At 37.6% G+C, this 21,311-nt stretch carries 18 protein-coding genes; 16 read left to right on the plus strand and 2 right to left on the minus strand.

The annotated features are described in order from the left end of the window. Positions 1 to 321 precede the first annotated feature (321 nt). The 5 genes from J4E76_RS02460 to J4E76_RS02480 all read left to right on the plus strand — a co-directional run bounded on the left by J4E76_RS02460 (position 322) and on the right by J4E76_RS02480 (position 7,505). Positions 322 to 657 carry a hypothetical protein gene (locus J4E76_RS02460; RefSeq protein WP_208501010.1) on the plus strand — a complete coding sequence of 112 codons (336 nt, stop codon included), beginning with the start codon at positions 322 to 324 and terminating at the stop codon, positions 655 to 657. Then, complete coding sequence (locus J4E76_RS02465; protein ID WP_255552010.1) at positions 654 to 1,673, plus strand: caspase family protein; 1,020 nt, start codon at positions 654 to 656, stop codon at positions 1,671 to 1,673. Before J4E76_RS02460 ends, J4E76_RS02465 begins: the two co-directional genes overlap by 4 nt. A 5-nt stretch (positions 1,674 to 1,678) precedes the next feature. Next, positions 1,679 to 3,325 (plus strand): hypothetical protein, encoded by a 1,647-nt coding sequence (locus J4E76_RS02470; protein WP_208501012.1) that lies wholly within the window; start codon positions 1,679 to 1,681, stop codon positions 3,323 to 3,325. A gap of 290 nt (positions 3,326 to 3,615) precedes the next feature. Continuing rightward, positions 3,616 to 5,580: a hypothetical protein gene (locus J4E76_RS02475; protein WP_208501013.1), complete on the plus strand. Its 1,965-nt coding sequence runs from the start codon at positions 3,616 to 3,618 to the stop codon at positions 5,578 to 5,580. A 470-nt stretch (positions 5,581 to 6,050) separates the two neighbouring features. Next, positions 6,051 to 7,505 (plus strand): hypothetical protein, encoded by a 1,455-nt coding sequence (locus tag J4E76_RS02480; protein WP_208501014.1) that lies wholly within the window; start codon positions 6,051 to 6,053, stop codon positions 7,503 to 7,505. Positions 7,506 to 7,880: 375 nt separating this feature from the next. Here the strand turns inward: J4E76_RS02480 and J4E76_RS02485 are convergent, their stop codons facing one another. Beyond that, positions 7,881 to 9,116, minus strand: coding sequence for a hypothetical protein (locus J4E76_RS02485; protein WP_208501015.1), 1,236 nt, complete (start codon positions 9,114 to 9,116; stop codon positions 7,881 to 7,883). A gap of 210 nt (positions 9,117 to 9,326) precedes the next feature. Between J4E76_RS02485 and J4E76_RS20820 the strand changes: the two genes are divergently transcribed. Genes J4E76_RS20820 through J4E76_RS02505 form a run of 4 tightly spaced genes read left to right on the plus strand, consistent with a single transcriptional unit; the run spans position 9,327 to position 14,430 of the window. Next, the gene (locus J4E76_RS20820; protein ID WP_208501017.1) at positions 9,327 to 9,683 is read left to right on the plus strand and encodes an Hpt domain-containing protein; all 357 of its coding nucleotides are present in this window, start codon (positions 9,327 to 9,329) and stop codon (positions 9,681 to 9,683) included. A gap of 3 nt (positions 9,684 to 9,686) precedes the next feature. Further along, entirely contained in the window at positions 9,687 to 10,433 is a 747-nt protein-coding gene (locus J4E76_RS02495) for a LytTR family DNA-binding domain-containing protein (RefSeq protein WP_208501018.1), read from the plus strand. Further along, positions 10,433 to 12,673, plus strand: coding sequence for an ATP-binding protein (locus J4E76_RS02500; protein ID WP_208501019.1), 2,241 nt, complete (start codon positions 10,433 to 10,435; stop codon positions 12,671 to 12,673). Before J4E76_RS02495 ends, J4E76_RS02500 begins: the two co-directional genes overlap by 1 nt. Before the next feature lie 14 nt (positions 12,674 to 12,687). Then, complete coding sequence (locus tag J4E76_RS02505) at positions 12,688 to 14,430, plus strand: hypothetical protein (RefSeq protein WP_208501020.1); 1,743 nt, start codon at positions 12,688 to 12,690, stop codon at positions 14,428 to 14,430. Positions 14,431 to 14,721: 291 nt separating this feature from the next. Here J4E76_RS02505 and J4E76_RS02510 read toward each other — a convergent pair whose 3' ends face one another. After that, entirely contained in the window at positions 14,722 to 14,883 is a 162-nt protein-coding gene (locus J4E76_RS02510; RefSeq protein ID WP_208501021.1) for a hypothetical protein, read from the minus strand. 244 nt (positions 14,884 to 15,127) lie between these two features. Here J4E76_RS02510 and J4E76_RS02515 point away from each other — a divergent pair, with 244 nt between their 5' ends. The 7 genes from J4E76_RS02515 to J4E76_RS02545 all read left to right on the plus strand — a co-directional run bounded on the left by J4E76_RS02515 (position 15,128) and on the right by J4E76_RS02545 (position 21,039). Continuing rightward, entirely contained in the window at positions 15,128 to 16,306 is a 1,179-nt protein-coding gene (locus J4E76_RS02515; RefSeq protein ID WP_208501022.1) for an ATP-binding protein, read from the plus strand. Next, the gene (locus J4E76_RS02520; RefSeq protein WP_208501024.1) at positions 16,299 to 19,031 is read left to right on the plus strand and encodes a tetratricopeptide repeat protein; all 2,733 of its coding nucleotides are present in this window, start codon (positions 16,299 to 16,301) and stop codon (positions 19,029 to 19,031) included. The genes J4E76_RS02515 and J4E76_RS02520 overlap by 8 nt, the downstream gene beginning before the upstream one ends. 247 nt (positions 19,032 to 19,278) lie before the next feature. Continuing rightward, positions 19,279 to 19,632 carry a hypothetical protein gene (locus tag J4E76_RS02525; RefSeq protein ID WP_208501025.1) on the plus strand — a complete coding sequence of 118 codons (354 nt, stop codon included), beginning with the start codon at positions 19,279 to 19,281 and terminating at the stop codon, positions 19,630 to 19,632. Beyond that, complete coding sequence (locus J4E76_RS02530) at positions 19,617 to 19,979, plus strand: hypothetical protein (protein WP_208501027.1); 363 nt, start codon at positions 19,617 to 19,619, stop codon at positions 19,977 to 19,979. The genes J4E76_RS02525 and J4E76_RS02530 overlap by 16 nt, the downstream gene beginning before the upstream one ends. Before the next feature lie 11 nt (positions 19,980 to 19,990). After that, a complete protein-coding gene (locus tag J4E76_RS02535) occupies positions 19,991 to 20,506 on the plus strand; it encodes a hypothetical protein (RefSeq protein ID WP_208501028.1) in 516 nt (171 codons plus the stop codon). Position 20,507: 1 nt separating this feature from the next. Next, positions 20,508 to 20,735: a hypothetical protein gene (locus tag J4E76_RS02540; RefSeq protein ID WP_208501029.1), complete on the plus strand. Its 228-nt coding sequence runs from the start codon at positions 20,508 to 20,510 to the stop codon at positions 20,733 to 20,735. 37 nt (positions 20,736 to 20,772) lie between these two features. Further along, positions 20,773 to 21,039 (plus strand): hypothetical protein, encoded by a 267-nt coding sequence (locus tag J4E76_RS02545; protein WP_208501030.1) that lies wholly within the window; start codon positions 20,773 to 20,775, stop codon positions 21,037 to 21,039. The last annotated feature ends 272 nt before the right edge of the window (positions 21,040 to 21,311 follow it).

The raw sequence follows: 21,311 nt of genomic DNA on the forward strand, positions 1-21,311 counted from the left end.
ATTGGCTCTTCGCTTGAAAAGTAATGGAAAGTCAAAACTTCTTGATAGGAAATAAAGGAACCAATGCTAGTGCTTACAGTATATAACCTCACTTTGCCTAAGGCTCCATATGACACTGAATTTCATTGTTTTTGGTTCAAATAATCATGCAGATCAATCTGATAGACCAAATTTCCTGCTATTAACAAGAAATAGAAAAATACCCAAAAGTAGGTATTTATGTTAATTATAGTTTTAAATAAATTGGCGGGATGATTAACCTTATACTTATGTCACATGACTGAATAAGGAGATGATGGATTACAAAAAATCAGAACTTACATGAGAGATCATTTCACCATTGAGATCATTTCAGATGAACTTGATGAAGTACCCGTTCAAGTAGAAAGAAGCTTATTCTCAAGCATCCCTAGCCAAAAGAGAGTTCAAAAAATCATAGATGCAGAGGTCGTTTCAAAAAACCTATCCAAATTTTCTGAATCTTTTAATGATGTCCTGTCTCAAGTCAAATCATCAGTTAACCAATATGATTTGAGTGAGGTAGAGGTGTCGGTTTCAATGAATGCAAAGGGTGGTATTTCTTTTATAGGCTCAGCTGAAGGTGGCATTGGAACTACAATTAAACTAAAGTTTAAGAAGAACGATATAGAAAATTGATTCGGGATGCAGCACTAATCATAGGCTTGAACAACTATGAAGATGGAAAAATTGATAACCTTCAAGGATCAGTGCATGATGCTGATTCTATTTCTAATTGGCTCAAGAAAGGACCAGTCCCTGTAGATATTCATAGTTTGATTACAGATGTGTCCAACACTGATATGTCTGCATTTAAGCGCGTTATCAGAAAGTTACATGCGATGGCCTGGGGAAAGGTCAATTACCGCAGAATGTACCTGTATTTTGCAGGGCACGGCTATTCCCAAGGACATGAAGACTTCATTGTCTTTAGCGATGCTAATCTTTTCTATGAGAATTTTGCCAGTATTAAAATTAAAGAGGTTGTTGATTTTTTCGAGTATTCAAAGGGGTTCTTAGAGATTGTAGTAATTGTCGATTGCTGTAGGCTAATCAACCGGCTAGGCAACTTCCGACATTCAGACTTTCCGTTAAAAACCAATCGATTTCTTGAAGACGAGGACATTGCTGATTTAAAGAAAAAGCTTTTAGCCAAAGGAACTCGTCAGAACACCGCTTCGCTTGAATTTTACGATGAGAGCTTAAAAAGACATCGTGGCCGCTTCACTCGTGCTTTAGAGATGTTCTTAGACGAATTCGATCATTCTCAAGAATTGTCAACTGAAGTCTTATACGTGGGTGTAGATGAAAAAATGAGAATTCTTTATGGTGAAGCACAAACACCAAAATTCATTGACAAGGGCAGTATTCTTTTTTCAAGAGACCACCAATACAGGACCTATCCTTTTAAAGTTTCTATCAAGCCTGAATACCAAACGGAGGTAGACAAGGTTGTTATAGTTAATGGCGATTTAAATCTACAGGCAGATATAGAGATAGATATACTTGATTCTGAAGAAACAGTAGAACTTATGGGATTAATTTATAAACTCAAATTCCTAAAGAATAGAAGGTGGGAATCAGGTGTTTTTCGAATTGATCATACAGGGGTTAAGTTCTGCAGTAGGCTGAAAAGATATTTCTACGAGAATTAAAAAGAATGATAAATCTAGAATTTCCATTATCCAATAAGAATATTCTTGTTTCAATATTTGATTTAACAGACAAGCTAGTTTATTCTCAAAGAGGGCAGGGAGTAGCCGACATAGAACCAGGAGCTTACTGTGTGTCGTTTACAATGGGGAAACATACATTCTCAAAAGATCTAGACCTATCGGATTGGGAAGGAGCCCTTCGGTACGCTCAGACAGAAACGCTAGAGGAAAAACTATATTCAAAAAATGCTTTTCTGCTGAATAGTTTTTCGAATGAAATTGAGAACGAGTGCTCTCTCCGATTAATGCTTCAGGCACAAGTCGATCAGAGTTCTGGGTCTAAAGAAATCAGCCTGGAATTAGCTTCAGAGGACAATGTAAGCCTAGAGTTCCCACTGGATCAAAGTCAAGTTATTGATCTTAATATCAAATCGGGAGACTACAAACTCAACATTATAAATGAGAACAGCTACTATCCCATAGGGATAAAGAATGGTGAAACACGTATTGTTTACATTGATCTTGATCAGCAAGATCTTTCATATGAGTATCATCAGACCATTTGCAAGAATGATTCGAGCCTTCAAATCGTGGATATTTTAGAGTCTATTGAAGTAACGGCTGCTTCATTAGATGTGAAAAAGTTTTCCCAGAAAATATATCTGGATACGCTTAACAATGACCATAATCTATTCCGCCTTATTCTCTCACTCGTAAAGTCGCAAAAAGGTTTGTTGTCTGAGGATATACTTTGGGAAAAACTCAATAGCATCTCAAAAAGAGTCAAAGAGAGTATTGATTACAAGATATTTCTTTTATGGCTATATAAGGTAGCTAAAGTCGGCCAAATCCCCCCTTTACTAAAGGAGATACATCCAATTGGTTTTGAGTTTAGTGCTAGTTGGCGTTTTTTAAGAGATATTTCATTGATTAGTCCTGCTTCAATTGGAGTGGGAGTCTTTAAAAGAAGATATTTTGACTTTGATGCTAACATAAAGATTTCAAAGAAACTTCCACAAAAGGAGTTGTCCAATGTTAGGAGTATAGAGGAGGTTGAAAAAAATATTCAATCTTTTCTTTCAAACCTGTTCATTATAAGTAACTCTAACAATTTTGACAGTCTAATATTTGGACATCCACATGACTTGGCTGAACAAATAATATCCTACTTCCTCAACCTCCCCTTAAGTATTTTTATCGATATCCTTAATGAACTTTTCTACGACAAACAAAGAGAGGTGGTAAGCCCATTGGCTTCTGAGATCTTGGGATTTGAAGAAGCAGAAATAATTGATTTCAACTATCAGGTTGCTCGCCTTAAACCAGATACAGAATGGAAAACTGACTATGGTTTTTTTACTAACCTCGAATTGGTTCAAGCTATTGGAAAAGATGATTTGATTAAAACAATGCGTTTGTTTTGGAAATACTACGAAGATGACATTAAGGTAGAAGCCCTCGTGGAGAATTTTAACATATCGCTCTTTGAGTTAAACTACGAACTCGTTGCCTTAAATGATCGGGTTAAGACCCGAGAAGAGCTTAATGTATCTGCTTCTGCTTTGCAAAAAACGTATTTACCGAGAATAAAAGAGATGGCTAGAGTCAACTTGGATTTACTGTTTGACCCCATTAATGATACTGAGAAATGATTGATACTATAAAGGGAGTTTCGCTTGGGCGTCTTGAACCACAAGATATAGATGAAATTATAGCAGACTTAAGGTTCACTGAAAAAGGAGGCAAGGTCATTTTTGTGGTGGATGCTGCTGACATAACAGACTTTTGTTATCCTTTGGGACTAGACTCCCTGAATTCTACAGACAAGAAGGCCCACCAGTCTTTGATGTACCAGCAAATCGCACTTAATGATTTGTTTTTTAGGTGGCCCGACTGTTTTATCCCTGTAATTATAGATGAATACTACAGTGAGTTATGGGAATTGAAGAAGGAAATCGTATCGCGTCTAGATAAAAAACAAGAGATATTAAACTACATCGAAGAGATTACTTCAGGGATCAATGTGAAAACAGATATTCAACAATTGATAAATGATGATTACCCCAGGTTGGCATCATTTAAAATTGGTCTAATGAATAAAGGCTACAATGCTCTTTACAGGTTAGCTACACAATCCAATATTCAATTTGAACAAATGGATTCGACAGATGTAACAGAAAGCATCAAGCGATTAAGGACAGATAAAGACTGGGTCAAGAACTTAGATAAACTTGTATTAGATGTTTATAAGCAATTTGATAAAGTCGCAAAGTCAAAAGAAAAACGATTTGCCACAATCCGCGACTCTAATGCCATTGTTATTACCCAAGCTTTGAACAACCTTGGTTTTGAGAAACTAAGATTCTGCTATTTGTCCACTCAAAGAAAATCAGAGCGTCTGTTTAACAAAAGTTATGTTTTGAGCAAAAGCTGCAATTACAGATCCGCCAATCATCTTTTTGCCTTGACCTTAAGTATAAAGCAGCTAGGAAAGAAAATAGCAATTGATCAAACTATAGATAGCCTTGAGTCACTCAAAAGGACACTTTCGGAGAATGGTTATGCTTATAACGATTATTTTTTGCCAAAAGATATCAGAGCCATAATTGACAAATATCTAGTAGACTATGAGAACTGGGGGGTTCTAGCAGGAGACGATTTAAATGAATTTCAGGCAGCTTATAATCAAATGCTGGGCTTGAGGTTTTTTGGAAATGACACTAAAGCGCTGACGTCCAGGCTAATTGAGTTTTTTAAAGGAGCAAAAACAAAGCAAATCAAGAAAAGGGCACAACACGATCAGGGCGAGATCATGCATTTTTTAAGCCGCTATCAAGAAATTCTTGAATTTTTTTCTAAAGCAGAGATGTATCAAGAAGGTGGACTAGATCCTGTAGAAGGAAAAAATCAAATTCTGCCAATTTGTTTTCCAGATGATCTTAGTAAGCAACCATTTCAAGACCTTTTAAATGCAATAGTCAAGGTGATTCTTGATGAGGGAAAAAATTGGAAGGATATAAAAGATGAGGTCATTTCGTACGTCAAGGAAGCTCGAAAAACAGACAGCAAAGGGAGAACTGTTTATCATGAGCCTCTTTTAATATATTCAATCTTAGCATTGATACTTGAGGCTGATCCTACTGAATCTCAAGCACTTATGGATGACACATTGCGATACGTAAAACAGCAAAAAAACATCCTTGCTGACCTACCTAGGGAATATATGAAAAGGATGGATTCATATGAAATTGAAATCGATTATGTTGCTTGTTGGGCTTATAGAAGGTTTGAAAATTACAAGCAAAGCATAGAAATAGCATCTAAGTATATGGTCAATAGACCTAAGGACCCTCGTTTTTATCATGGCGCGTTTTTGAGCGCCTATTCTGTTTGGTATGAGTATCGAAAAGAAAAAAAGAGACCCAAGGGTTATAAAGGTCCCATTTATGAATGGGAAGAAGTTTTAGCATTGGCTAGAAATGCTTATACGAAGTATAAAAGACTTAAAGGTTATACTGAGATTGACCACTGTATAGAATCCCTGGAAAATTCCTTGGCATACTTATATGCATTTAAGGGAAAAAGTCAATATGATGAAGAGGCATTAGAACTTAATGAAAAAGGTAGAAAATACTTGCTTGACCTTAAAGTCAAAATTCCAAAAACAGAATGGGCAAAATACCCTGAATACCTGCACACAGAGTCGCTCCTTGAGCTGTCCGAAGCAAGATTTTATAGCCGCATAGGTAACACTAAACAAACTGAGTTAAAAGCCAGAGAATCTCATAAAACAATATGCCGTGCAATTTCATCCTGCAAGCAGATGAGGCGTTTGAGCCTTCTGCGCAGATGTGAAAGACTGGAATCAAGAATATCAGAACAGTTTGGGCATCTACTCAGAACTTGAGATAAAATCTAGACAGAATAGAGGAAAATAGAAAGAAGGGCGTTCGGATTAAGTGAGTCTTAAGAGCGGGATTGTAATACATTCTTGGGTCTCTTCCATACCTCTTTCTATCCTTGGTGCTTAAGCAATTGATTTTAGCCATTTTCTATGCTTGATAGCATTCATTTGTTTTCTGTCATTTTAGGTACGGTGGTCTTGTTTGTGCTTCTATCGACCTGAAGAAATAAAGCACAAGGTTTAAGGTTTAAGGTTATTCTTGGGAGGCTTAGGGTGTTGGTTTGAAAGGTGTTGCTCCAAACGTCAACTGGATAAATTGTTATGTCTAACACAAGCACTTGATAATCAGTAGTATATATATTATATTCATCAATTAGATATAGTATATATCATAAAAACCATACAAATCTTTTTGCCTGATAATTATTATTAAAACACTTAATTAAAAACAATAACCACCCAATTTTATCAACATGGAAAAGGATTCATTTAAGGATTGGTTCAATACAAAAACCAGTAGAACCAACAAACTCCTTATTCTTTTGGTAGGAGCTGTTTCCTTAGTTGCTACACTTATCACAGCCATTCTGAAGATTTCTAAGGCAACTGAGGATATACCAAAAGCCTGGAATGATGATGTATTCGTCATTGTGAATTTTGTGCTCCATCTCTTAATTATTAGCGTGGTTCTACTTTGGGGAAAACCTAGAAGAATCACTCACAGTGTAATCGAGATTAACCAATTTAATAAGTCGAAGACTCTATCGTTTTTGAAAACTGATAGCAGCAAAGAATTGGATGAAAAATTTTCTAGGGCGAACAGCAATGTATTTATCTATTTCAAACATTGGCGCAAAATCTGGTTGTCTTGGTTAGGTCTATATTTTATCGTTCTAATTAGTCACCTGCTGCTTAAATCAGCGAACCCTAAAGTAGTTGAATTTACACAATACTTCTTTGGCGTACTCGAAAACTTATTCAACAACTCTGCCTCCTTGATGATAATCTACTGTTTTATTGTGCTATCTAAACAAGCTAGAATAGGAGGGGATAAGAAACTGGAATATGACAATTTAGATAGGTGGCTCTATGGTTTGATTATACTAACAGTTATAGAAGTTGTTGTCAGGTTCATGTATTCTCCTGCAGTCAGTACAAATCAACAATATGTCCAAGATTATTTTAATAATAATGGAGCTCACTCCATTCTAAATTTATCCTTTGCAATCTTAAGCGGGATGATAGCTGCTGTGGCAATTGCTCAGTTAATCGGACGCTTCGACAGCAAGTTAATTAGTGCACCTCAGTGGATGCTGATTTGTCTTTATGGGTATGCCGGTTTGCAAATGTTTATTAGAGACTTTCATACTGATAGTAGTGGCTACTTGATGCTGATAATTATTTATGCAGCACTACTTTTCAAATGCATTTTCTTACTCTTTACCTTTTGGCTAATAGAAACGAAAAGGCTTTTCTTTTACTTTCTTGCAGTTAACAGACTACAAAATCATATGAGTCTAGAATGGAAGAATATTAAAGAAACACTTATTAAAGAGGAAAGCTCAACGTCATTCGATTTAAACGGGCAATGGCAAATAATAGAGGAATATGAAGGAGGAAGAACCACTGGGCAAGTGACAATGAATCAAAGAGGTGACGAGTTGTCTGGTAATATAGAAATCAGTGATTGGATGGATATTCCAGGTGGGGAAGTCAATAAATTCGTAGTTAAGGAAGAGTTTACAGGAAAAGTGGCAGGTATAAATGTCTCACTGGAAGGCACGGATTATGAGTTGCTTCAAGGAGAAATAGATGATTATAAATTGGATAAATGGGAAGGCAAACTTCTTAATAGTCATAACATCGTTGGAACGTCTAAAGATACGGCTGAAGTCGGTGGTAGTTTTGTGATGAAAAGACAACACTAATTATGAGAAGAAAAAGGTAGGATTGAATTCGCTATATCCGTTATCTAATATCCTCAGTTTGATGGTCTGTCCAGATGAATATCCGAATTAAGTAGCCAGCCTGTAGGGCTAGGGGCGCACACCGCCTGATCGGACGGGCAGGTTATGTGACACGCCTGTCTGCCGATTGAATCCAGCGAAACATTGTGTAGCTGGAAATCAAATGTAGGCATGGCTTTACTGGCGTATATGTGTGACATTTTTGGCTTGTGCGTGAGCTAGTGGGAATGGCAAATGTGTGTGGTATTCGTAGGCAATGAGGTGAGAGAAGAATAATCTAACGACACAAAAAAAAGCCCCGTTAGGGGCTATTAGATTAAGATCACTTGTTCGTTTTTAATCAAGATCAAATTTCGCCAGTCTATTCAATGGACTTTCTAAAAAGTATAACTCGTTGTTGTAAATGTCAATGCCCTGAGTGAAAGTCATAGTACTTAACTTTCTTACTAGTTCAGCTGGAGGATTGGCTTGAGATATGTCGAGTTTATAGATTGATCCTGCAGTACTATAATATAGAGTAGTCCCAGCTACATGCATTTCATCCGGGAAGAATAAATCAGATTTTAATGTGCTTACCTGAGGTGTTCCTTGACTTAGATCAATTTGGGTAATTTTCGCTGTTGAACTCTCTTCTGATATATACAATACATCTCCACCTAAAGTCATATTTATCGGGCTTTCAAGTCCTGAGACACCTAGGTCCACTATAGAAAATGAGTTTGCAGTAAGATCAATACTGACTACATCAGTTTTACGTAAATCGGTTAAATATAAAACGTTATTGCGGGCGGCCATTCCGCCTATGGTAAGACCATCCAGCATGAATTCTACAGAAGGTGAGGCATCGGTAACATTTACTCTTGAAAGTTTTGTATCAATACCTGGTATTTGCGTGCGCTCAGTTATGTAAATATAGTCTCCATGTTTTACCACTTTCCATATGTTGCTTAATCCTGAAACGATAGTTGTAGCCTCCGATGGGTCATTTATGTCTAATTTCAGAACCTCTTCATCTGTTGATACATAGAGGTCATTCCCCTCTCTAAACATGGATGTCGCACTGGAAAAAGTATTCAAAAAGTCTACGTTCTCGTATTCTGTTGTTACTGTAAATTCGCTAGAAGGAGTGCTGCTTCCATTGATATAAACCTTGATATCATAAGTGCCGGGTAAGAAAGCCTTAAAATGGGCATCAAGGTTATTTCCTCTACTTGTCCATTCTTGAATACCTGTCGTTTGATCCAAATCCCAAAACCAATTAGAGACACTAGATACATCAAAGTCCCAATCTAGGCCTGTAATGCTGCTACCCTGTGTCTCAATGGTCACTTTTAACCTTTGGCAACTCTCTGCCAGAGTTGCAGAAAGGCTTAATGAAGTTCCGGCATCAATAGTAATGTTTTGGCCTTCAGTACCTAGTATGTTGAGGCCAAAGGCACCTTCTGCAGGAAAAACAATACTTTCGACACTACATTTTGTTTGTGGCTGTGGAGTTGGGTCTTCATCTTCAGATCCGCATGAAAAAATTATAAAGCAAAAAACTAATAAATAATACAGGTTGGTCTTTTTCATCTTTATTGAGATTTGGTTATTACATGTTTTGGTTCAATACCTTCACAATTATCAGGTATCTGAAAATGAGAGGCTAAGCTTGATTATCGTATGAAGTATTGATGATCAAATGGATGATCAAACGGTAGGTAATCAGGAAATTACCGTTGGATAGACTGTTCAGGGCAATCGGTCAAATTCAATTATATTTCGACAAGTAATCATTAAGATGTGTCCAGAAATATGCTCAATCTTGATCTAACCAACTTAGAAAGGATAACTCGAGGTAATCAATCATCCCTATTGAAGTACCTAAGGCAGTTTAAAGAGCTAATCCCTGAAAGGGTGAGTCAGCTGAGACAAATGATAAAGGAAAAGGATCGAAAAGGGATTAGACAGTGCTTGCATAAAATGAGTCCTCAACTTGAATTTTTTGGTGTTAATGATGCCGTTGTCCTTAAACATAGATTGGAGCTAGAGTATGACAGCTTCCCTCAAGAAGAAATGGAGGCTATGCTGGAGCAACTTTTGGATAAAATAGACCAGTCTTATCTCGAGATTGATAAAGTCATTGCCAAACATGTTTAGTATATGAGTTTTAAGATTAGCTGTTTAATAATTGATGATGATCCTTTTATCCAAGACCTGTTGAGTGATAAACTCAGTTTCTTTAACGAAATCGAAGTAATAGGTCAAGCACTGAATGGTCGTGATGGTCTGAAGCAGATTGAAGATAAACGACCAGATTTGGTTTTTCTCGATGTGGAGATGACTGACATGACAGGCTTTGAGCTGCTATCGAGCATTCATGATATCCACTTTAAAACTATTTTTATTACCTCTTATGGCCATTATGCAATTAAAGCCATTCGCTTTAATGCACTAGACTACCTTTTAAAACCTATTGACCTAGAAGAACTCAGAAATGCCATCAGGCGGTTTAAAGAACAAGGTGAAAAAGAGCCCTCTAATAAGGCACGTCATTTAGTGAACAACCTCAAGCGCAAGGCGGAAGATCAGCTATTGATACTAAAGGTGCAAGAAGGAGAGTTTTGCAAACCTTTGAAAGACATTATCTGTATTGAAGGGGATCGCAATTATTCAAGAATCAAATTAGTAGGTGGTTCAGCTGAACTTGTGGCGAAAACACTTAGCTATTTTGAAGAATTGTTAGAAGATAAGGACTTCTTTAGAATACACAAGTCGACCGTTATCAATCGCCTACACATATCAAAAGTAAAGAATGAATTCATTGTGCTATCCACCGGTGAGGAAATAGCGATCTCAAGGCGAAGAAAGTCAGATTTTATTGCATGGTTTAATAAGGACGAAGTCTAATGAAAGCATTTCTGCTCTTCGCTTTTATGATGCTATCTACATGGAGTATGTATGGCCAAGAAGCTGCATATACCTTTGAGCAATTGCAATTGAAAGAGGCTCAATTGAAGCAAATTGAACGTTGGGAATATTGGCTTGGAGTGGCTAGTGACCAGTCAAATACTTCCGAACAGATGAGGATCTTGTTAAGTCTATCGGAACAGTACTACTCACTTATTGGTAATCAAGCTAAGGCCTATGATCTGTCTCTCCGCTTAGAAGATCTTATTAATGAGCAGCCCAATGCCAAAGCGATCCCAGAGGTGTCTGCAAGACTATATCTGCTACTAGGTAAGTTGAATGGCGATCAAGAAGAATATTCACAGTCACTCAGTTACTTTCTTAAGGCTAAGGGTTCAGCCCTTGCTAGTCAAGACACTTCTACACTCATCCTTGCCAGTAATTATGAGGCGCAGACCTACTCAATTTTGGGTAGGGAAGAAGAGGCTATGGTACTTTTCAAAAAACTGATTACAAACAATTCATTAGGGCACAGCACCCTGTCCCAAGCTTTTCTAGCCAGACATTACTTAAGAAATAACCAATTGGATTCCACGCTTTACTTCGCGCATCGAAGTATTGCTTACAAAGCCGAGCCATTGCTTATGTCAGACCGACATTGGCTTTTGGCTACAAGTCATTTTTATGTAAGCAAAAACTATGATTCAAGCCTTTATCATGGGAAACTGGCACTGAATTATGCATTAGAAGTGATGGCGCCTAGGCAAGAGCTCAATGCGAATAATGTCCTTCTTAAGAATTATGAAGCATTGGGAAATGCTGCGAGCACTAATTTTCATTTAAAGAGATTCTACGCCTTGCAGGAAGCACAGAACCGTTATTCTGATGCCTTGAGAATTGGTAGGATTAATATCGAAAAGGAAAGGGAAGAGGCGATGCTTCAAAAAGAACTTGCCAATGAAAAGCTGTCAGGCAGAAATCGTGTAATTCTTATCACAGCATGTGCAGTCGTGGTTTTGGTAATATTATTGATTTGGATCTTAAAGCAATTGAAGCAAATCCGAAGGCAAAACCATCAAATAGCGCTAGAGAAACAGCGGGCAGAAATTTCAGAACAATATAAGGAGCAGTTTTTGGCCAATATGAGCCATGAAATACGCACCCCAATGCACGCTATTTCAGGTATGCTCAATGCACTTTTGCGAAAGGTACCTAGAGAAGATCAGCAGGTTTTTCTTAATGCCATGAAGATCAGTGCGGACAATTTATTGGTACTCTTGAATGATGTCTTAGACATGTCAAAAGTTGAAGCAGGTCAGCTTGAAATTGATCAAGATAACATCAGGCCAGGAGATATAATTAATCAAGTATTGGAGCTTTTCCAATCTAAGGCTCAAGAAAAAAACCTACTCCTAACAGCTGAGCTTAGCCAAGATTTCCCTGAATGCGCTCTTGGCGATGCATCCAGACTCAGTCAAGTGTTAATCAACCTTGTAAGCAATGCGCTGAAATTCACCAATCAAGGCTATGTTTTATTGAAAGCAGCACTGTCAGATGACAAGCTTCTTATTTCGGTTAAAGACACGGGTATAGGGATTCCCCCAACCGAGTCGGACAATGTGCTTGGCGCCTTTACACAAGGCAGCAATATTGAAAAGGGAAAACATGGCGGGACAGGTTTGGGGCTCAGTATTTGTAAACAAATTATTGAGTTACAACATGGTAAACTGTGGTTTGAAAGTAAGGAAGGTGAGGGGAGTAGTTTCTATGTTGAGCTGCCGTATCTGTCATGTGAATCAGAAGCCAATGCGTCTGAAATGCCTTTAGTCTATGACGAAGCCATGCAAAGGGGAGCAGCGCTTACAGGTCTTCGAGTGTTGATAGCCGAAGATGTTGAATTCAATGTGATGGTAGTTTGTGATGATTTGGAATGGTTTATCCCAAAAGTGCAATACACAGTTGTAAATACAGGAAAGGAGGCTGTTGAAGCGATAGAAAGCCAGCCTTTCGATATTGTTTTAATGGATGTTCAAATGCCTGAAATGAACGGTTATGAGGCGACAAGAACCATACGCTCAGCAAGCCATGAGTGGGCTAAGATTCCTATCGTTGCCATGACCGCCAGTCTGCTAAAAGATCAAGTTGACAGGTGTTATAAAGCGGGAATGGATGATTACATACCCAAACCCTATAAGCCTGAGGCCCTCATTGAAAAAATTCATACATTGATTAAAAGGTGAATAAATTGATATTGATGAATAAATGGAGGACTATATGGCTTTTGAGCATTCTTTTCACTGTTTCTTCCCTTAGCATAGCTCAGAACAAAAAGGATTCTCTGGTCAATGTTGGGTTGGCGCTATATGCTGATGAAGAGTACAATAAAGCAGCAAATATTTTTGACCAAGTGGTCAGAGAAGAACAGGTACAAGGGCTAGATTTTTTCAATGCTGCTCGCATGTGGGCAAAGGCCAATGATTCCAACAAAGCATTTGATTACCTGAGATTGGCTTTTAATTACGGATTCATCGATTTGGATGCAGCAGAGAAAAGTAATGACCTCAGGACAGTCAGACGATCTGATGGGTATAGAAAGTTAATCGCACAAGAGCGTGCATTTCAGGCTGATTCAATCATTTCGATGGTGGACATGGTTCGTGCCCTGATTGATCGAAATGTTGTCATTTTCGATAATAAAAGATTTGTCAGTGATATTCAGCCTTGGTATGACGATAGGAGTGCTATAGAAGATCTGATCCTGCAGGTGAACGATGAGCGTGTCAATAAGACTCCGGAAGGACACATTGATTTTCGTAGTAAGTCGCTTATCATTAAGAACAGTAGAGGCCCTATACATCTCAATGGATTGGCTTTAAAATCTCTGGAAATTCGGAATTCAAATGACCTTTCGGTCAATAAAACTAGAAGCCCTTCTAGCATGGAAGTAGTACAGCTGACCAATCTCGACCTAGGGTCATTTTCTTTTAACTTGAATGGCCAGACATACGTCAGATTCTTTTCTATTAAGGCATATCATGTCGCAGAATATAGTTTGAGAAACATCATTAAATTCTATATCTCAGATAGTGACCTGGAAATTAATACCCGATATAGATCAAGCTTTGAGTATGAATTGTCAGGGTCTTTTGGCGGCCCAGATGCCCCCTTGAATGATGTGACCATCCGCAATACTGTTTTTAGGAAGAGTAAAGGCAATGGAACAACCATTACAGCCCTTAGGTTTTTCAATGACAACTTGTTTATCGAGAACTGTATTTTTGAAAACGAAGCTTCATTTGGAGCTTCTGCAGTTAAAAAAGTGGTATGGCCGCAAAACAGGTTTCTAAAACCAGTTGACCTCAGCAAGGTAGAATTTGAAAAGAATGGATTGATTCTTCCATATCGTCAGTTCGAAGCGGGTTTAGGAGTAATTGATATGCTTCGTCCTTGGAAAATTGCCAAAGACAAACTGCTTATTACTGGTGATCTTGACGAAGTCAAAGATGATCAAGCTTTCAGTTTTCTTATAAGTAGTTACAAGTTTCTCTTGGACAACTACGAACGGGGTGGTGACAAAGAATCCAAACAAGAAGTTTTTCTAAAACTTAAAAAATTGTATTCGATAAAAGACCGACAATTACTCAATGAGCAATTTTCAATTACCGACTTTTTAGATTATCAAGTGAATAGGCTTAGTGGCCTGGTAAGTAATTATGGTACAAGTGCAGGCAAGGTGGTTTGGATGAGTTTTTTAACGATTCTCTTCTTTACAGTTGTTTATTCAATCTTCAATAACGACTCTCAAAGCACTAGACTTAAGACAATAATAGCTCGATTTTCAACTGCTTTAATGATGAGTGTTATGGCACAAATAACCTTGAGAGCCAGCAAAGGTGCGAGTCTTAGGTTAAAGTGGCTCTGTATAGTCCAAGGGCTGATAGGGTGGACACTTTTTAGCTTCTTTATTACCGCCTTGCTTTATCAGGTATCAGTATAAAAAAATATTAAAGTTTCGCTGGTTGTGGCCAAAGGCAATCTTCTTCACGGCATGGAATCTAAGCAGCGTCCGGCCAATTAGCCAAACAGGAGGAGGGACGAGCGTTAAGAATTGATCTAGCAGATCAATTTAGAAAGTAGCCAGTTTGTAGGGCTGGATGGCACACCCCGCCTGATCGGACGGGCAGGTTATGTGACATGCTTTGCTGGCACATGTGTGTGGTATATGGGGGAGGGTGATTAGTAAAAGAGATTGAGGAGAAACTCCCTTCCCCTCAATCTCCATAGGTGTTTAAGCAAGTTGAATCAACTTCCATGTTACCGCTCTGTTAGCATAAGGAGGCATTCTATTTCCTCTTGCTATTGGAGCAGTAGTTGTGGGAGTACCCACAACCTTCCAAACACCACTTTCAGGACAGTTTTCACCGGTCCTTGCAGTTCTGCCTATGGCCATAATTTTCAAAATTTAATGTCTTCAGAATATTAGAGTGAAGACACCCCTATGGCCTCAACTTTGAATTGTAAACTGCAATAAGTACTTTAGGATTCTCAATACTAAGTGCTGCTTGCAGTACGATTCAGGCCAGGAGACTCTTCTGGCCTTTTTTATGCTTACAAATATATAACAAAATTTTTATAGTCAAACACTTTGACAAATAATTTATTGTCATTAACTTTCGCTATAATATTTTTGTTAAATGAAGAATGTAATTGGTCACCCAGCTAGAGGCACGGACTTCTACCCCAGAGAAAGGGTAGTCAAAAAAATATTAAGAAGCTTGGGCGCGGATAATCATCTGCAGTTAGCTGCCCCTAGAAGAGTGGGGAAGACATCCATTCTAATGCACCTATTAGACACTAAACAGACTAGTGATCATTTTTTCGTTTATGTAGATGTAGAGGCAACAACCTCTGAGAACAATTTCTATAAAAAGCTCTATGAAAGCGTCATCAAGAGTGAAGCCCTCACCAAAACGGGCAAAATGTTTAAACAGATAAAAGATGGCGGAAATACGTTTTTGAAGAGAATAAAGGCCATCAGCCTTATAGACGGATCAATAGAACTTAACTCAGGAGTAGATCTAGACTTCTACAATGAATTGAAATTATTATTAAAAGGCCTGAATTTTGGAGATAAAAGACTTGTTCTTTTAATAGATGAATTTCCATATGCAATCAACAATTTAATTGAAGACGAAAGCAATGAGAAAGCACTTAATTTATTGAAATCAAAAAGAGAACTTCGACAGGATCCAGTTCTCCTAACCAAAGTTCAGTTTGTATATACTGGTTCAATTTCCTTAAATACCACGGTTGAAAACATAAGCGCTTCAGAACTTGTAAATGACATTGATTCAATTACAGTTTCACCTCTCATAGATAAAGAAGCCAAGGAGTTAATCAACAAACTTATTGAAACCGACTCTCTAGTTATTGGAGATGATGAGTTGGACTACATACTTCAGAAAGTAGTATGGCTTATACCGTTTCATATTCAATTACTAGTCAAAGAACTTTTTGACATCAGTGATGAACAAAATATTAATGTGGTCACAAGAGAAATAATAGATAAGGCTTTCTTAGAAATAGTAGATTTTAGAAATAATAACTATTTCGAACATTATCTAAGCCGACTTAAGAAACTATACAAAGGCAATCAGTACAATTATGCGATAGAAATCCTGCATTTAGCATCAAAAAATGACAGCATAATCAGATCGCAAGTTTTCAACCTTGCATCAAAACATGAAGTTGAAGACGAAAGTAGAAGGATAATCCATAATCTGATTTACGATGGATATCTATTTCAAAGTGATACTAATGATTACAGTTTTAATTCTCCGATATTAAAAATGTGGTGGAAAAAATATGTTTAGAAATCAAGTTACTTTATACAACCCTGCAGAAAAAGATAAACAAACTCTGGTAGACGAATTTGTGGTTAGAGTAAATATCTTCAATCGTATTATTAAAGATATTCGCTCATCAGAGAACCTTCACCCGGAACAACATTATCTTTTAGTTGGCCAAAGAGGAGCTGGTAAAACGACTCTGTTATATCGTCTAAAATATGAAATTGAAGACAGTCCTGAATTATCTATACGGCTTCTCCCTATTAATTTAGGTGAAGAGCAATACTCTATCAGTGAGTTAAGTGATCTGTGGGAGTGCCTATCAGAAATCTTGGACGACTATTTCGATTTCAAAAGTCTGGCTAAAGAGGTTTATTCGATAAGACATGGTGAAGATAAATCGGAGGTAGAGCCGAGAATGTATAACCTATTAGCAAAAAGTCTTGACAACAAGAAACAAAGCATTGTTCTTTTCATTGACAACTTTGGCGATTTACTAAATAAGTTTAATGAACATGAGATGAGCCGATTGAGGGAAATCCTCATGACTGAAAAGCACATTCGACTAATTGCTGGAACTCCTGTAACTCTCGAGAGTATTTTTAACTATTCCGAACCATTTTTTGAGTTTTTTAAGATTTTAGAATTAAAAGGCTTAAATGAAAGTGAGACCAAAAGACTACTAATCAAATTGGGAGAATCTCATGGAGAAAAAAAGCTAATTGAAAAGATTATTGAGGAAAAACCTGAAAGAATCGAAATTCTTCGAAGATTAACTGGAGGAGTTATTAGGACAATGGTTCTTTTGTTCAAGGTTTTCATGGAAAATACGGATGGCAGCTCATTGAGAGACCTGCAAATGGTATTAGATTCTGTTACTCCTCTTTACAAACATCGAATGGACGACCTACCTACCCAACAACAAAAAATAGTTGATGCCGTGGCTAAGAATTGGGACGGCATAGCTGTCAAAGAGCTAACGAAAAAAACCAGACTACCGAGTAAAACAATATCATCACAACTCAGGCAATTGGAGAAAAATCAGGTGGTGCAAAAGAAAAGCACGGGGTCTAAAAACCATCTTTACCAGCTTAAAGAAAGGTTTTTTAACATATGGTACTTGATGAGGTACGGAAGGAAGTATGACCAAAAAAGAGTCATTTGGTTAGTTAGGTTTCTAGAATCTTGGTGTGATCAAGATGAACTAGAAACTCGGGTACGAGATCACATCAACGACTTAAATTCAGCCGATACTAGATATGACAAAAACTCAGCGTTGTTAATAGGTGAGGCTTATTTGGCATGTAAGGTTAATTCTGAGGTTAAGGAAAGACTAATTGAGACAATTTCGCTACAGTACCCAACAGAATTTGATAAAACTCGATACAATTTGTCTGCTGAAAAATTAAAAGAGGCAATCAATCTTTTGAAGTCTGGAGAAAAATCACAGGCTTTAAAAAAGCTGAAAAACGTAGAGATTAATGGAGAAAATTATAAGTCATTTGTTAGTTTTTATCTAGAAATCGAAGATTACAATACGGTTGAAAAAATAATTCAGACGATTGATAGTGCACAAAATGCTACAGCATTTGATTTTCTTCTCTTAGGTGGAATATATCATGATCCAGAGACGAAGGAAGTGGCATTTAATTACTATCAAAAAGCCATCGAATTGGACGCCTCTATTGAAGAACCATACATAAGAAAGGCAAACCTCTTGCACAGGTATTATAAAGATTATAAAAAAGCAGAAAGCTGCTTAAATGATTTTTTAAAGTTAGCTCCTTCAAAAAAGGGGGAGTATTACCATGAATTAGCCCATATCCAGGTTGGGCAAAAACATTTAAAAGAAGCAGAAGAATCTTTTAAACTTTCGATTGATAATGGGCGTCTCAATTCCAACTTTTGTCTTGGTGCTTTTTACCACTACCAAGTTGATCTTCCAGATAAGGCCGAAGACCATTATTTAAAATCAATTGAATCTGGAAGTGAACCATATTTTAATTTAGGTGTACTATTTGCCTATTCAAAAAATGATTATGAGAAGGCCATATCATACTTTGAGACAGCCTTAGAGTCAGGTGTCAATGATGCTTATTACGAGCTCGGAAAAATTTACAAAAACCACTTGAGGAAACCACCTAAAGCCAGACACTTTTATGAAAAGGCGATTGAAGTTAATGATACTAGAGCTTATCACCCTCTGGCCCATCTATACGCCAAGTTAAAGTCAAAGAAAAAACAAGCAGAAAAACTTTACGAAAAAGCCATCGAAATAGGGGATAGTTATGCAGGTCCTTGTCTAGCGATGTTTTACTTCGTTGAAGAAAGACAAGACAAAAAGAATGTTGCCCTTCAATTGATAAGTACGGGAAAAAAAGAACTTCCTAATGAAATGTTCATTTATGAATTCTCTTCTAGAATTAATTTGTGGAATGATGATTTTGAAGCTGCTTTAAAAGATTTAGAGAATCTAGTTAGTAGTAAAGATTATTTAGAGGATGAAATCGAAGATATCACTGATTTGATTATTGATTTCATTTCACTTGAACTCCATTACCCAGTCTTGAAATTGCTTGATAACGAAGAATATCAGTTGAAGGACTTGATGAAACCCATATACTATGCCTTAATGACCCTGATGAAAGATGATTTACCGAATGAATACTTAAAAATGGGAAATGAACTTGCAGAAACTGTTAGCGAAATACTTCAAGAAATCGATAACCGTAAGATGGAATTTAGTTAAAGTTAATTTTAATCAAGAAAAAGCTCCTATACATAAGGGAGCTTTGAAATGCCAAATTCATATTTAAAGAAATAGATACTGAAATCATAGGTGCCCTTATAGCGGGAATAATTTACGCCCAGTGAATAGCGATAGTGCTTAACAGCCCAGAACCAGCCATTGATAAAGGGGGAGTAAGGGAAAATGAAGATTTTCGTTGTCAATGAGTGGTATTTACTAATTTACAAGAGCCCCAAAAGCTAAAGCTATGAAGACGCGCATAATGTATATTGAGTATAAAGGCCTGGGGCTAACTGGTGAAGCAAGGATTGGACGGGTTAATTTCTCAAAGACAGGTAAGTCCATACATTATAAGGGTCAGACTTTCCAGACACTCCGAGGAATGGGGTCTAAATCCAACTACTTCGATTTAGAATCGAATGAAGAGTATTGGATATCTGGGTATCATAAAGATGGAAGCGATAGGCTGTATGGCGAGAGAACTCCCATTTACTTAGATAAAGATGTTCAAGAGGAATATTGGACTGAGATAAGGAATATGCCAGAGATGGTTGGAAGAATTGTTATCAATGGAAAGAACGAGCAATGGAAGGAGAACTAAAGAATAATATTCCCGAGACTGATCTAGATCAATATATCATCGTTCATTATAACCATCTTTTGTCGCTCAAAGAGCATGCTGCTTATAAGCATCACATTACAACTCTGAAAGCTGAAAATTCCAGTGAGCAGTTTGGTGAAATGATGCTTCGAAAATGGGGGACTAAAGACAGTGAAGCTTTGCAGCTGTTAGAGGGTGGGTATGACAAGTTTAAGAAACAAGTATCGAACAGAGTTCTGAGAGAGGAGAGGGATAAAGTTTTTATCAATAATTGCCCTAAATGTAGGAAATTGGCTCGCACACCTCAAGCAAAGCAGTGTAGGTTCTGCGGGCATGATTGGCATTAATTGAATATGATATGTATGAACTAAAAGGAAATGATAGGGTAGAAGAGTTGAAGAATTTTCCTCAATCAGATATTGGTGCACCGTTGCCAACGGTACTAGCATCAGAGAATGGATTGTATGTCATATATTATCTCCAAAATACACCCGAGGGGTGGGATGGTTCTTCTGTAAGAATTCAGACAATGTCTTCAGAAGACCAGCCAATAGGAATTGTAGAGTTCAAACACTGCTATGCTCATTACTTCGGGTCACCAAATGACGAAGCGATTGAGGGACATCCATTATACAGTGGGGGAGTTGGTCCATATGCTGTTCATGAAGTGCATAACTCCTCCTGGATCGCAAAACATGAAGAGATGAACTCAGTTCATCCACACCATAGTAAAACAGCTTTTTTAAGGGATAAAAGACATTTTATAATGGTATTCCATGATACAACATTTGAGTGTATTGCTAATAGCTATGAGATTGATTACTACAGAGGGTCGCTTAATGGAGCAATTGAGAGCCGAGTAAAGAAATTATAAAATGAGTCGCTCAAGTAAGAAAACTCCAATCACGGGTATTACAACTGCCATCTCTGAAAAACAAGACAAGAGAGATGCAAACCGCAAATTCCGTAGAAAAACTAAGCAGCAAGTCAATTTGGGTGATGAAACGATCTCAGAGATTAGAGAACTTTCAAATGTTTGGGGCTTTCATAAGGATGGAAAACATTACGATTCTGACATGTCAAAAAAGGAAATGAGAAAATAAGGCTAAACAAATCAGTAGAGCATGGAAGAAGTATAGTATGCAAGAATTAGAAGCTAAAGAATTTGCCCAGAAACATGTCGATGAAATGAATGCTAAAAATACCGATATCGAGGGTGTAACTTGGGTCGTAAAAGGATCATTAAAACTCAAAAAGGGATATTATTTTGATTATACCTTTGAATTCAAAGATCCTGAAAACCCGCCAATGCTTGCAGGTGCGCCAGGTTTCATTGTCTTAGCTGATGGTAATATCGAACTTATAGATTGGACAGAGTACAGTGATATTAAATCACAGGCATCCTGATATTATGTTAAACAGAAGTTCTGTTTAGTAAGGCGGGTAGGATGAAGGAATCGCGGGGATGCGCCCGTCCCGAGGCTTCGGGATGCGCTGGCCGATTATTGTTCATACCCACAAGGCATGCCGCACAACCTCTCACGAATCTCCTAAGGTCGATTTGTCTTCTTGAACTCTTTGTCCCGATTCATCGGGAAGCCTAGACGCTTACGCTAAAGCTTCAGCAGCAGCGTGTGGCTTGAGTGGGATTGAACGTTAAGATTTCATCCAGTGAATGA

Source organism: Roseivirga sp. E12 (assembly GCF_017592825.1).
Taxonomy (GTDB): Bacteria; Bacteroidota; Bacteroidia; order Cytophagales; family Cyclobacteriaceae; genus Roseivirga.